The sequence below is a fragment of the Asanoa sp. NPDC050611 genome, from assembly GCF_040654855.1.
Lineage (GTDB): Bacteria > Actinomycetota > Actinomycetes > Mycobacteriales > Micromonosporaceae > Asanoa.
This window is the reverse complement of sequence record NZ_JBFAIU010000222.1, coordinates 1-12,822: the sequence shown is the minus strand read 5'-3', so window position 1 is coordinate 12,822 and position 12,822 is coordinate 1. Positions and strand designations below refer to the sequence as shown.

The window sequence follows — 12,822 nt, the reverse complement described above, 5'->3', positions numbered from 1 at the left end:
TGCGCTGCTGGACCGCACCGCCCCGGAGTTGGCGCCGGCGCTGCGGGCGCGGGTGCTGGACGAAGCGGCCGGCAACCCCTTGGGCATCGTCGAACTGGGCACCGCCGCCGCGCGATCCGGTGGCGCCGCGCTGTTGCCGTCGTCGCTTCCGCTGAGCACGCGGGTCGAGCAGACGTTCGGCGGTCTGGTCGCCGAGCTGCCGCCGCTGACCCGCAACCTGCTGCTGATCGCGGCGCTGGACGACGGCCGCGACCTCGACGAGATCCTCGCCGCCGCCGCGCTCACCACCGGCGCCGACGTGTCACCGGACGCGATCCAGCCCGCCGTCACGGCCCGGTTCGTGACCGTCGACGAACGATACGAGGTGCGCTTCCGGCACCCGCTGCTGCGCTCGGCGCTGCGCCAGCAGGCCGCCGCCGGCGATCGGCGCCGCATCCACTCGGCGCTCGCCGACGTGCTGTCCGACCACCCGCAACGCCGCCTGTGGCACCGGGCGTCCGCCGAGTCAGGCCGCAACGAAGCGTTGGCGCGGGAACTGACCGAGATGGCCGTCGGGGCCGTCGAGCGGCAGGCGGTCGCGGTCGCGCTGGCCGCGATCACCCGGGCGGTGCAGCTCAGCGAGGATCCGTTGGAGCGTGGCCGCCGTCAGGTCTGGGCCTGCAACCTGGCGTCCGAGCAGGGCGACGCGGTCACCGTGCACCGCCTGATGGGTGAGATCGACGAGACCGCGATGCGCCCGGCGGACCGGGCCCGGCTGACCTGGATCCGCGAGGGGACAAAGGGTGACGCCTGGTCCGGACCGGAACGACTGCGCGCGTACGCCGACCTCGTCGACACGATGCGGCGTGACGGCGAGCGTGATCTCGCCGCCAGGTCCATGACCGAGCTGTCCATGCGCGTCTATTACTCCGACGCTCCCGCCGCGGTCCGCGACCGGTTCGTCGAGATCGTCCTCGGCCTGGGCCTCGACGACGACGACCCACGCCTGATCGTGAACCTGTCGCAGATCGCGTCGATCGAGCACGGCGCGATCTGCCTGGAACGGCTGCGGCCGCTGGTGCACCGGATGGACCTGCTTCCCGGCGTACGCATGGAACTGGGTATCGCCGCGTTCGCGGTCGGCGCACTCGACCTCGCTCGGGACTTCGCCCTGTCCGCCGTCGACGACCTGCGCCGGCAGGGACGGATCGGCACCTTGACCCAGGCGCTGGCGACCGCCGCCTCGGCCACGGCCTCCCTGGGTGACACGCGCGCCGCGTTGCCGCTGGCAGCCGAGTGCGTCGCGCTGGCAACGGAGACCGGACAGCCGACCTGGATGTTGGGTGGCAGCCTGGTCGCCGCCCTCGCCGAGGCTCGCCGCGGTGACGTCGAGGCCGCCCGCCGGCGCGCCGACGAAGCCGAACAGGTGCTCGTGGCCGCCCGCCGGTTTCCGATGCTGGCCCTCGTGCAGCGGGCGCGGGGCGTCGCCGCCCTCGCCGGCGGCCACGCCGACGACGCCTTCCGCCAGCTGATGCGTGTCTACGACCCGGCGGACGGCGCCCACTTCCCGGCGTACCAGCCGCTCCTGCTCGGCGACCTGGCCGAAGCGGCCGTGCTCGGCGGCTTTCTCGACGAGCTGCGCCCGGTGGTGTCCCGCCTGGAGCCGGTCGCCGCGCAGAGCCGATCACCCGCATTGACGGTCTCACTGGGGTACGCGCGCGCCGTCCTCTCCGGCGACTACCGCGCCGCGTTCGCCGATGACCTGGCCGACTGGCCGTTCGACCGCGCCCGGCTGCAGCTCACCCACGGTGCTTCCCTGCGGCGCGCGCACCGGATCACCCAGAGCCGGCCGCCGCTGCGGGCCGCCGCGGCCACCTTCGACGCGCTCGGCGCCACGCCGTGGGCCGACCGGGCCCGGGCCGAGCTGCGGGCGACCGGCGAGACCCGCCGCAAGCCGATGGACGCCATGGCCGCGCTCACACCGCAGGAGCAGCAGATCGCGCGGCTCACCGCGGAGGGCCTGAGCAACCGGGAGATCGGCGAGCGGTTGTTCCTGTCCCCACGGACCGTGAGCACCCACCTGTACCGCATCTACCCGAAGGTCCACGTCAGCTCGCGGGCCGAACTGGCCCGGCGGATTACGTCATCCGACGTAGTCTGACGCCGCCGACCACTGCCTACCGTCAGCTATGGCGTTCTCCGGCGACAGTGTGCGCCTCCAGATTCTCGGTCCGTTGCGGGTCTGGCGGGACGGTGTCGAACTGGACGCTGGTCCCCGGCAGCAGGCCTATCTGCTGGCGGTTCTGCTCGCCAGCGCCGGCAAGCCGATCAGCATGAGCGAGCTGGTCGATCTGGTCTGGGCCGACGACGCACCCGTTTCGGCGGCCAACATCCTGCAGAAGTACGTCGGTGCGCTGCGTCGGCTGTTCGAGCCCGGGCTGCCCGCGCGGGAGTCCGGCTCGTACCTGCGACGCCACGGCAACGGCTACCTCTTCGCCGCTGACCCCGGGTGCCTGGACGCCGCCTTGTTCCGGGAGCTGGTCGCGGCAGCGCGGACCGGCGCCGACGAGGCCAAGCTGGATGTGTACGTCCGTGCCCTCGGGCTCTGGCACGGCCCCGCCGGGGACGGGCTGGCGCACGGACCGAACGGGATGTCGGTCTTCGCCGCGCTGGATGCCGAGTTTCTCGAGGTCTGCGTGACTGCGGCCGACCTCGCGGTGGCGCAGGGGCAACCCGGGCGCGTGCTCCCTCCGCTGCGCCTCGCTGCGCGCATGGCACCGCTGCACGAGGGGGTGCACGCGGGTCTCGCCCACGCCTTGGCCGCAGCCGGGCAAGCGGCGGAGGCGCTCTCGTTGTTGCGGACGGTTCGCGCCCGGCTCGCCGAGGAGTTGGGCATCGACCCCGGCCCGGCGCTCGCCGCCGCGTACCAGCTGGTGCTGGAGAAGACGCCGGAGGAGCAGCCGCCCGCGCCACGGCCGCGCTCCCGCTCCGCCGAGTCGTTGATCGGCCGGTCCCACGATCTCGCGGTGCTGCGGCGCACGGTCGAGGCGGCGCTGGCCGGCGAGACGGGCCTCGCGTTGGTGGAGGGTGAGCCGGGCGTCGGTAAGACCCGCCTGCTCGAAGAAGTCGCCGCCGAGGCGCAGCGGTGGGGGGCGCTCGTCGCCTGGGGGCGCTGTCTGGAAGGGGACGTCGCGCCGGCGATGTGGCCGTGGACGCAGGCGATCGGCGGGGTCGTCGACGCTCTGCCCCCGGCGGCGCAGGAACAGTGGCGGGCCGGCGAGCTCGGGCCCTTGATCGGACCATCTGATGGCGACCCAGCGGTGCCGATGGGCAGCCGGTTCCGCCTGTTCGAGCAGGCTGTCGCGATCGTCGGCCAGGTGTCGCCGCGGAGGCCGGTGGTGCTCCTGGTCGACGACCTCCAGTGGGCCGACACCGCCTCGCTCGATCTCTTCAGCCATCTGGTCGCGCGGCTGCCACGCGGGACAGCCGTGATCGCCGCACTGCGTTCCTGTGCGCCCCCGCCCGGGCCCGATCTCCGACGGATGCTCGCCGCGGCCAGCCGACTGCCGGTGCACCGCCGGATCCGGCTCGGGCCGCTCAGCGTCTCCGAGGTGGCCGAGCTGGTCCGCCGCGAGACCGGCCAGCACCCGAACTCGCGGACCACGCAGCAGATCGTTGCCCGTACCGGCGGCAATCCGTTCTTCGTCCGGGAGCTGTCCCGGCTGCTCGGCGCTGAGGTCGTCGTCCCGCGGTCCGGGGTGCCGGCCACCGTCCAGGATGTCGTTCGCGGCCGGGTAGCCGTCCTCGCCGACGCGGCCCAGAGCCTGCTGCGGATCGCCGCGCTGATCGGCCGCGAGTTCGAGATCCCGTTGCTGGCCGGCAGCGCCGGCCTCGATGTGGAGACGTGTCTCGGCCGTCTGGAGTCGATGGAGGGGCTCGCCCTCATCGAACCATCGCCCGGAAACCCGTTCTCGTACCGCTTCACGCACGATCTGGTCCGTGAGTCGGTCGCCACGTCCATACCGCCGCCGCAGGCCGCACGCCTGCACTTACGGGTCGCCGACGTTCTCGAGCGGGCGGTCGTGCGGGACGAGACGATGGCCGAGCGCCTCGCGTACCACCTGTGGTCGGCCGGCCCGATCGCGGACCCGGCGCGAACCGTGGCCATCCTGATCCGCGCCGGCCGTTGCGCCGCTGCCAAAGCGGCATGCGATGCCGCGGCGCACCACTTGCGGAAGGGCGCCCGGGTGGCTCGCGCGGCGGGTCTTGCGGACCTCGAGCTGTCCGCGCTGTCGCTGCTGACCGCGGTGGACGGTATGCGGGAGGGCTATTACGGTGCGGCCCAGCAACCGCTGGAACGGGCCGAGGAGCTGGCCCGCCAGCTCGGTCGGGAACGGGACGCCGCCGACTTTCTCTTCTCCCGCTGGGTCACGCACGCGCAGGGCATCGAACTCGACCGCGCGGGCCGGCTGGCGGCCCGGCTGCTCGAAGCGGGCGAGGCGTCCACAGACCCCATCCGCCAGGTGTACGGCCGGTACGCCTGGGGCATCCACCAGTGGGAGATCGGCAACATCGGCGAGGCGTACCGGTACCTGAACCGCACCCACTCCACCGTGCTGGACGCCGTGGCCGACGGCACGGCCGACCAGCTCCGGCGCGACCTGCGGATGCTCGGGCCCGTCATGCTCGCGCTGATGACCGCGCTGCACGGCGACGTCACCGCGGCGCGGGCGCTGCTCGACACCATCGAGTCGGCCATCGGCGACGAACCGTACGTGATCACGGTGTGGGCCGCGTTCACCGTCACGGTCGCCGCACTCGCCGGCGACCCGGCGTGGGCCTTGCGCGTCGCGCACCGCGGGATCGCCGTCGACCCCGACTTCTCGTTCGGCTACTTCGGCGGCTACCAGCGGCTGGCCCAGTGCTGGGGGAGGGCCGTGACCGGCCAGGACCCGACCGGCGCCGCGGTGGAAGCAGAACGGATCATCGCCGCGACGTTGGCCGAGCCGCCACGCTCCGGCCTGGCGACCTGGTACGGCCTGCTCGGCGAGATGTGGCTCGCGGCGGACAAGCTCGACGAGGCCGCCGCGGCTATCGACCGGGCGGATTCGCTGTTGGACACACACGGGGAGCGCTACGCCGAGGGCCTGCTGCTCCTGCTGAGGGCGCGGGTGATGAAGGCCCGCGGCGAGCCGATCCCGCGCGTCCGAGCGGCAACCGAGCGCGCACGTGCGCTGTCCATCGAGCGCGAGGCCCATCTGTTCGCCCAGCGTGCGGACGACCTGCTGGCCGCGCTGGCTGACCGGCGGCCATGACCTGCGAATGTTCCTTGCGTCCCTGCCACCGCATCCCGGGCCCCAGCGCTGGTGCGGGCCCCGGCGCGACGGTAACCCCGCTACCGCGCGCGGGAGGTCTTCGTGGCGCCGGCTGGGCGCCCAACGCCAGCCCGCCGGCGGCGGATCCGCAGTTGCCCGGAGAGCGGCCGCACGTCCGAATTGGTCGGTAGGATAAAGGGCGATTTCTACCTGTTGTCCGGGGGCTGGTAGCCGTGAACGAGCGTTGTCCGAGCCAGTCGCCGCGGCAGGGCGGCGAATGCTCGGATTCAGGTTCAGCTCACGCGCGGTCCCCGTCGTGACGGGGACACCCGAGCAGAGCATTTCACCGCCGGTTACCCGGAAACCAGAGTTCTGGGCTCTGCTGGCCTGGGCCGGCCTCTTAGGCGTGTCCGGCGCGTTCGCCGCGCTGGTCTTCGTCGGGGTGATCACGCTCGGAGGCAGGTGGTACAGCGACTCCGACCCTGGCTGGTTCGGCGGACATTGGTGGTGGGTGGCGGTCGGCGCGGCAGCGGGCGCGGCGGTCGGCGTGGCGCGCCGCCTGACCGGTCTGCCCTGGACGACTCCCGGCTTGTTCGCTGACCTGCAGACCGAGCACGTGAACGCGCGCCTGGTGCCCGGAATCGCGGCCGTCTCCGCGGTATCGCTGATCGGTGGGGCCAGCCTCGGACCGGAGAAGGCGCTGGGTTCGATGGGTGGCGGCCTGGGCAGCTGGATCGCTGCCAGGAGGGGGTTCAAGGCCGAGGACGGTCAGGTGAACACCCTGGCCGGCTTCGCGGGTGCGTACGGCGGGCTGTTCTCGAGCACCGTGATCGTCGTCATGCTGATCATGGAGATCGCCCGCCCGGGCGGCAAGCGGTTCACCACGGCCCTGGCCGCGCAGATCGTCGCGCCGAGCGTCTCCTTCGGGATCTACTTCGCCATCGCCGGTGCCGTCTTCCTGGGCAACTACAAGGTGCCGCAGTTCGATTTCAAGAGCTGGCAACTGCTCGCCGCGATCCCGCTCGGCCTGTTCGCCGCGTTGGTGGTGATTGTGCTGGTGGGATTCACGCGGGGGGCTGCACGGGCGTTCGGCCGGCTGAAGGTCCCGGACATCGCCAAGTCAGTGACAGGCGGAGTGATCTTCGGGGTCGTCGGCGTGGTCTTGCCGCTGTCCATGTTCAGCGGTGCGGACCAACTCAAGACCGTCCTGAGCCACGAGGCGACTCTCGGCCTCGGCGTGGTCAGCGCCACGCTCATCGCGAAGATGCTCACCTTCGGCGTCAGCCAAGGGAGCGGCTTCGTGGGCGGTCCCATCTTCCCGTCGCTGTTCATCGGCGGAACGGCCGGCGTCATCGTCCATCACGTCATCCCCGGTGTGCCGCTGGGATTGGCGTTCGCCTGCCTGCTGGCGGCCGTTCCGGGGGCGCTGGCGGCGGCGCCGTTCGCGATGGTCCTCACCGCCGCGTTCCTGACCCAGGTCGGTGCGCTGCAAACCGCACCCGTTCTCATCGCCGTGGTCACCGCCTACCTCACGATGGAAGGCGTGAAATACTTTCTGGCCAGCCGGAAGCAGGCCCGCACAGCCGGCGCGAAGTCGGAGGGCTGAGCCGGCCGCGGCTGCCGGCATCACAGAACCTCGGCGAGTACGTCCTCCCACCTGACAGTGTCGTCATTGGACAACGCCAGCCACGCCGGCGCCGCCGGGCAGCCAGGCGACGAGGGACTTGTAGCCCGGGTTGTCGCCGGTGTGCAGTGCGGCGGGTCGGCCGTCGAAGGTGCCGACGAAGTGGCCATAGCCGTAGCCCGTTATCTCCAGCCGGCCGTCGGGGCTTCGGTCCGGTTCGTCGAACGTCACGTGCGGGGTGCGCATCAGGGCCAGCGAGGCCGGCGAGACCAGCGTGCCGTCCTCCACCGCGCGGGCGTACACGATGAGGTCTTCGGTCGTGGAGAACATGTCGCCCGCGCCGATCATCGACCGCAGGTCCCACGGCGCGACGGGCTCACCGGCGTGATGGCCCGGCGCGATGTTCGGGGGAGTGAAGCCGTTGCCGGTGGCGGCGAGGCTGAGCGGTCGCAGGATCTTCTCGGCGATCAGGTCCGGGTACGGGCGACCTGCGGCGCGCTCGATGACCACGCCGGCGAGGAGGAAGGCCGGACTGGAGTAGTGGAAGCGGGTGCCCGGCTCGAACAGGAGCGGCGCCCGCAGGACCAGCCCCAGCCATTCGTCCCGGGTCGCCGGTGTGTGTGGGTCCATGCCGGGCACGTCCGCCCAGTGGCCGATCCCGGTGGAGTTGCTGAGCACGTGATGCAACGCGATGCGTTGCCAGGTTTTCGGCGCCTCGGGCACCAGATGGCGCAACGGCTGGCGGAGGTCGAGCCGCCCGTCCGCGACCAGCATCATCGCCAGGGTCGAGGCGAAGTTCTTGCTCACCGAGGCGATCTGGAAGGGCGTCGCGGGCGTGCATCCACCGCCGGTGTGGGTGGTGACCGGCTTTCCGTGTCGCGTGACGGTGACGACTCCTGAGAAGTCTTCGAGCATGCGGCTGATGCTAGAGGGCCCATCCCGGCGGGGACCGCCCTGACGGCGACGCCGGGCCGTCGAGCGTCACCCGACGGCTTGTTGTTGATGGCGATGGCCGAGGGACTGGCGCGGTGATTCTGACGCGAACGGCGGCTTGGTCATGGCTACCTCGCGGTGTCGACCAGGTCGACCGCCGTGCTGTTCTAGGTTGGAGGTGGCGTGACCTGTGCGTACGTGCCAGACGTCGCAAGGAGGAGCCGGTATGGCCACGATTCACCTTCACCAGTCCACGACGGCGACGCCCGAGCAGTTCGTCGCCGCATTGACCGACTTCGGGCCTGGGCGGTCGGAGATCTTCAGCCGCAGCGCCGACGGATATCTCAAGGTGCACGAGCGGGGCGCCGATCACGCTGACGTCACCGAGGGCTCTGGCGGCATCTGGGAACGCATGCACTACGACTGGTCCGATGTGAACCATGTCGTGGTCACCACCACGGATTCCAACAGGTGGGGTGGCAAATCGGGCTTCACGTACACGCTGAGCCCGCAGCCCGACGGAACGACCACTGTGGACCTCATCGAGGTGCGCGACGGCAAGAACTTCAAGGGGCGCGCGCTCGGCTTCGTGATCGGTTTCATCGGCCACCGGGTGCTGGGCAAGGAACTTGCACGTGCCGTCAAGGCCATCGAGGCCCGCAACGACCACGACCCGGACGAAGGGATCACCCGCGAACGCGGATGATCGTCTTGCCGTTGATTCTCTCGGTCGGGTTGAAGGCATCGACAGCATCATCGAGGGCCGCGACCTGGCCGATGTTCGGCCGCAGCCGTCCGTCCCGCACCCGCCGGGCGATCTCACCCAGCTGCGCGCGATCGGACACGACAACGAAGTCGATCGCCAGACCGTCGGCCGGCCGTGCCGCTGGCGGACCGGCGACGGTCACCAGGGTTCCTCCGCCGCGAACCAGACCCGCGGACCGGCTTCCGATGTCGCCGCCGAAGACGTCGAACACCAGATCGACCCCGCCGACGCCGTCCAGCGCGTCGTTCTCGAGGTCGACGAACTCGTGCGCGCCGTAGTCGAGGGCCGTCTGACGGTGGGCGGCGCGGCCGGTGCCGATGACGTAGGCGCCGGCCTCCCGTGCGAGCTGTGTCGCCATCGAACCGACCGCGCCGGCCGCGCCGTGCACGAGAACACTCTGACCCGCCCCGAGATGGCCGTGTTCGAACAGTCCTTGCCAGGCGGTCAAGCCGGTCATCGCGACGCTCGCGCCCACGGTGGGGTCGACGTCGCCGGGTAGCGGTGCAAGGTTGCGCGCCTCGACGACGACGTACTCCGCGAGTGTGCCGTCGCGGGTCCAGTCGGTGAGGCCGAACACCCGTTGTCCCACCGACAGCCCTGTTGCTCCGTAGCTGAGAGCTGTGACGACACCGGCCATCTCGTGGCCGGGGATCGACGGTGTCCGGTCACGGCCGCGGCGATCGACCCACGTCGAGGGCCACTCCAGCTCGTTCCCGGTGAATCCCGACGCATGAACGGCAACGACGACATCGCCGTAGTTGGCGCCCTCGAGACTGCCGAGCAACGCCACGTCGGGGCCGGGCCGTTCCGTCAGTGTCATCCCCGCCGTGCCCGCGGCCCGGTCCGTCACCACGATCGCCTTCATCTGACTACCCTTTCAGCAACGGTCCTCGCCTGCGTCGACATGGCTCCATCGCGGCTTGTTCAGGCGGGCTGTCGCACGGCCGTTCCGAAGTTGTTGTCGATCATGTACCGCCAGATTCCGTCCGCGCCGCGGTGCACGACGTCGCAGGCCGAGCCTCCGACGTCCACCTGCTCGCCGTTGCGACCCGTGCCGGCAATTGACCAGTCCAGCACGATCTCGGCGATATCGCCGGCGACGAACACATGGCGAGCCTTGGCCTTCAAAGGCAGGCCGTGCTGGAGATCGGGCTCGAGTTGAGCGGCGATCTCGGTATGACCACTGACGGTCCGCCCGTCCTTCTTGACGAGCACCGCCTCCTGCTCGTACAGGCCCAACATCGCGCTGACCGTGCCGGAGTTGAACCGCTCAACCAGCGACGGAACGACGCCTTCGGGTTCGGTCGGGAGAGAATAGGAATCGGACATCTCGGCTTCCTGTTCGTGTTGGTTGCCGTTGTTAACTGGACTAACTCGTCCAGTGTAGCAAGCGTTGTTCGGTGGATGCTCGTGTTGATGCTGCGGAGGAGATACGCCTGCGCGGGCGACGCCGATGGCCCCAGTCCAGAAAGCATCGACGGTTGACTCGTTCTATAGAGACCATATGGTCCACTTGAGGCCCGGATGGCAACACGCGCCCGCGAGTACGGGACAGATCCTGCGCCGGTCGATCGCCACGGAACGGACCAAGTAGCCCAGGACGGACTCGGTCTCCAGATGTCCCGCGAGCTCCGGATGGACCCCAAAGTCCCATCTTTATGGATGGTCCAGCGCGCCGATGGGTAGACTGCACAAGTGGGCGACGAGCAGGTGGTTGCACCGGCGAAACAGCGAAGGATCAGCCAGCGGGGGCTCGCGACGCGAGAGCGGATCCTCGAGGCGGCGAACCGGCTGATGCTCGTGCGTGGAGTGAACGCGACGACCCTCGACGACGTCCGCGAGGCAAGCCAGACGAGCAAGTCTCAGCTTTACCAACACTTCGCCGACAAGCAGGAGCTCGTGCGCGCGCTGGTCAAGTATCGCGGCGCGCTGGTGCTTGCGCGCGAGCGCGGAGGGCTCGAACGTCTGAGGTCGTTCTCAGGGCTGGTCCGGTGGCGCAACGCGCTGGTCCAGGCCAACTCGCTGAACAACGGCAGATACGGGTGTGGCCTCGGGTCGATGGCCAATGAGCTGTCCGATCAGGATGAGCAGGCTCGATCGATGCTGTCGGAGACGTTCGCGACATGGGAAAAGCTGATCAGTGATGGCCTGCACCGGATGCGGGACAGCGGCGCACTGCGCCAGGACGCCGACCCGGAGAAGCTGGCAACGGGATTGATGGCGGCTCTGCAAGGCGGCTACCTGCTGGCGAACGCCGCACATGATGTGGCACCCATGGAAGTCGCGCTGGACATGGCGCTGGAACACATCAAGTCGTTCCTCGTGGAGCCGTCCAACGAGCCGACCCGTTGATGTAAGGCGAGGTCGGTTAACTGGACTATTTAGTCCGCTAAGGCTAGCGTAGCCGCAGCCCCCTGTTCAGCGTGCGGCTGCGCTGCTGCGTCCGGGTGGCCAGACCGTCACCACCAGGATCTACAAGAGAAGGAGCGGCTGATGGAACCCGATCGGGATCGTGTCGTCGCATCCGCCCGAGCCGTCCTTCCGGCCACCGAGCGCCGGCGCACGGACATGACCACCCGCGGCTTCACCCTCGTCGCCGATGAACCGCACAACGGCGCAGTCGGCGAAGGTCCGACGCCGACGGAGTACCTGCTGATGGCCCTCGCGTCGTGCACCGCGCAGACGCTGCGGCAGTACGTCGACTACAAGTACGACACCGCCGGCGACATCACCGTCGAGATCGACTACCACGAACCCGTGCGGGAGGGCGAGGAGCGTTACCTGCGGCGCACGATCACGCTGAGCGAAGAACCTGACCCCGACGACTTGAAGGTGATGCATGAGATTGCCGAGAGGTCCCCGGTGACCCTGCTGATTCAGTTCGCATGGAGCGTACGGACCGAGTTCGTCGGACCACGCTGACGCCCGCACGGGTCCGCACGCATGCGTAGGCGGAAAGGGCCACGGTCCCGGCTAGGGGTTGGCAGGATGCGGAGAGGGACGAAAAGCAGAAAAGGGACGGCAATGTCTGCGCCTGAAAGCCGAGACAGGGACCACTGGGACGTCATCGTCGTCGGCGGTGGTCAGGCCGGGGAGACGGCCGCTCAGTACGCCAGCCAGTTCTCCGGCCTCGCGACGGTTCTTGTGGAAGAGGACCTGATCGGCGGCGAATGCGAGTACTGGGCGTGCCGGCCGAGCAAGGCGCTGCTCCTGCCGGTCGAGGCGCAGAGCCTGGGCCGGGACCTGCCCGGCGTACGCGAGATGATCGCGGGCCGGTCACTGGACGTGGCGGCGGTCCTGGCCCGACGCGACGACATCGCCTTCCACTACGCCGACCCGCAGGAAGTCGAGTTTCTCAAGATTAACAACATCGACCTCGTACGCGGACGCGGTCGGCTGGCGGGGGAGAAGACCGTCTCCGTGACCGCGCGCGACGGAACCGTGCGGACGATCACCGCCGGCCACGCGGTGATCCTCGCGACGGGCAGCTCGGCGTTCGTACCGCCGATCGAGGGTCTCGCCGGGGCGTTCCCGTGGACCTCCCGGGACGTCACGGCCCTGCGCGAGGTCCCGGGCCGGGTCGTGGTCGTCGGTGGCGGCCCGGTCGCCTGCGAGTCGGTCACCTGGCTGCGCGCCCTGGGCGCGAAGGAGGTGACGCTCGTCCACCGCGGCCCGCGACTGCTGACGACGATGGAACCCTTCGCCGGCGACTTCGCGCTGCGTCACTTCGCCGACGCCGGAATCACGGTCCGGCTCAACACGAACGCCGTTCGGTTCAACCGGCAGCGGGCGCGGGATTCGGGCGTCGGCCACATCCACGGCGGGACGGTGACCGTCACCCTCGACGACGGCGACCAGATCGAGGCCGACGAGCTGGTGGTCGCGGTCGGCCGCCGCGGCGGCACCGACGACATCGGGCTCGAAACGGTCGGCGTCGAAACCGCGCACGGATACGTCGACGTCGACGACCAACTGCGGGTCGTCGGCACCGACTGGCTCTACGCCACCGGCGACCTGACCGGCCGGGCGCTGCTCACCCACATGGCCAAGTACCAGGCGCGGATCGCCGGCGAGGCCATCACGGCCCGGGCGCTGGGCAGGTCCTTGACCGACCCGCCCTTCGACGGCCTGACCACGGCCGAGTGGGCGCGGGCGTCCGCGTCCAGGTAGAAGTTCGGGCGCTGGTCGGCCTCGTGGTAGTACCG

At 70.2% G+C, this 12,822-nt stretch carries 10 protein-coding genes; 7 read left to right on the top strand and 3 right to left on the bottom strand.

The features are described from left to right. The 3 genes from AB0H87_RS28010 to AB0H87_RS28000 all read left to right on the top strand — a co-directional run. The coding region (locus AB0H87_RS28010; protein ID WP_360151860.1) for a LuxR C-terminal-related transcriptional regulator at positions 1-2,140 on the top strand (2,140 nt) is incomplete at its 5' end. Between the two features lie 28 nt (positions 2,141-2,168). Then, positions 2,169-5,294: an AAA family ATPase gene (locus tag AB0H87_RS28005; RefSeq protein WP_360151857.1), complete on the top strand. Its 3,126-nt coding sequence runs from the start codon at positions 2,169-2,171 to the stop codon at positions 5,292-5,294. Positions 5,295-5,700: 406 nt separating this feature from the next. Next, positions 5,701-6,900 carry a chloride channel protein gene (locus AB0H87_RS28000; RefSeq protein WP_360151854.1) on the top strand — a complete coding sequence of 400 codons (1,200 nt, stop codon included), beginning with the start codon at positions 5,701-5,703 and terminating at the stop codon, positions 6,898-6,900. A 63-nt stretch (positions 6,901-6,963) separates the two neighbouring features. Here the strand turns inward: AB0H87_RS28000 and AB0H87_RS27995 are convergent, their stop codons facing one another. Further along, positions 6,964-7,833 carry a serine hydrolase domain-containing protein gene (locus tag AB0H87_RS27995; RefSeq protein ID WP_360151851.1) on the bottom strand — a complete coding sequence of 290 codons (870 nt, stop codon included), beginning with the start codon at positions 7,831-7,833 and terminating at the stop codon, positions 6,964-6,966. Positions 7,834-8,077: 244 nt separating this feature from the next. Here AB0H87_RS27995 and AB0H87_RS27990 point away from each other — a divergent pair, with 244 nt between their 5' ends. Further along, positions 8,078-8,557 (top strand): hypothetical protein, encoded by a 480-nt coding sequence (locus AB0H87_RS27990; RefSeq protein WP_360151848.1) that lies wholly within the window; start codon positions 8,078-8,080, stop codon positions 8,555-8,557. On the opposite strand, the gene AB0H87_RS27985 is transcribed toward AB0H87_RS27990, so the two are convergent. Together AB0H87_RS27985 and AB0H87_RS27980 are read right to left on the bottom strand one after the other, a co-directional pair. After that, positions 8,538-9,482: an NADP-dependent oxidoreductase gene (locus tag AB0H87_RS27985; RefSeq protein ID WP_360151845.1), complete on the bottom strand. Its 945-nt coding sequence runs from the start codon at positions 9,480-9,482 to the stop codon at positions 8,538-8,540. The two genes, AB0H87_RS27990 and AB0H87_RS27985, sit on opposite strands and share 20 nt — an antisense overlap. Positions 9,483-9,541: 59 nt before the next feature. After that, positions 9,542-9,946, bottom strand: coding sequence for a nuclear transport factor 2 family protein (locus tag AB0H87_RS27980; protein ID WP_360151842.1), 405 nt, complete (start codon positions 9,944-9,946; stop codon positions 9,542-9,544). Positions 9,947-10,312: 366 nt separating this feature from the next. Here AB0H87_RS27980 and AB0H87_RS27975 point away from each other — a divergent pair, with 366 nt between their 5' ends. The 3 genes from AB0H87_RS27975 to AB0H87_RS27965 all read left to right on the top strand — a co-directional run bounded on the left by AB0H87_RS27975 (position 10,313) and on the right by AB0H87_RS27965 (position 12,787). Next, positions 10,313-10,969, top strand: coding sequence for a TetR family transcriptional regulator C-terminal domain-containing protein (locus AB0H87_RS27975; protein WP_360151839.1), 657 nt, complete (start codon positions 10,313-10,315; stop codon positions 10,967-10,969). A gap of 141 nt (positions 10,970-11,110) precedes the next feature. Beyond that, positions 11,111-11,539 (top strand): OsmC family protein, encoded by a 429-nt coding sequence (locus AB0H87_RS27970; protein WP_360151836.1) that lies wholly within the window; start codon positions 11,111-11,113, stop codon positions 11,537-11,539. A gap of 102 nt (positions 11,540-11,641) precedes the next feature. After that, the gene (locus AB0H87_RS27965; protein WP_360151833.1) at positions 11,642-12,787 is read left to right on the top strand and encodes an FAD-dependent oxidoreductase; all 1,146 of its coding nucleotides are present in this window, start codon (positions 11,642-11,644) and stop codon (positions 12,785-12,787) included. The last annotated feature ends 35 nt before the right edge of the window (positions 12,788-12,822 follow it).

Excerpts from the sequence above, each read along its gene's own strand:
- AB0H87_RS27980 (WP_360151842.1), bottom strand. The coding sequence starts at position 9,946 with ATGTCCGATTCCTATTCTCTCCCGACCGAACCCGAAGGCGTCGTTCCG.
- AB0H87_RS27970 (WP_360151836.1), top strand. The coding sequence starts at position 11,111 with ATGGAACCCGATCGGGATCGTGTCGTCGCATCCGCCCGAGCCGTCCTT.
- AB0H87_RS27995 (WP_360151851.1), bottom strand. The coding sequence starts at position 7,833 with ATGCTCGAAGACTTCTCAGGAGTCGTCACCGTCACGCGACACGGAAAG.
- AB0H87_RS27985 (WP_360151845.1), bottom strand. The coding sequence starts at position 9,482 with ATGAAGGCGATCGTGGTGACGGACCGGGCCGCGGGCACGGCGGGGATG.
- AB0H87_RS27965 (WP_360151833.1), top strand. The coding sequence starts at position 11,642 with ATGTCTGCGCCTGAAAGCCGAGACAGGGACCACTGGGACGTCATCGTC.
- AB0H87_RS27990 (WP_360151848.1), top strand. The coding sequence starts at position 8,078 with ATGGCCACGATTCACCTTCACCAGTCCACGACGGCGACGCCCGAGCAG.
- AB0H87_RS28005 (WP_360151857.1), top strand. The coding sequence starts at position 2,169 with ATGGCGTTCTCCGGCGACAGTGTGCGCCTCCAGATTCTCGGTCCGTTG.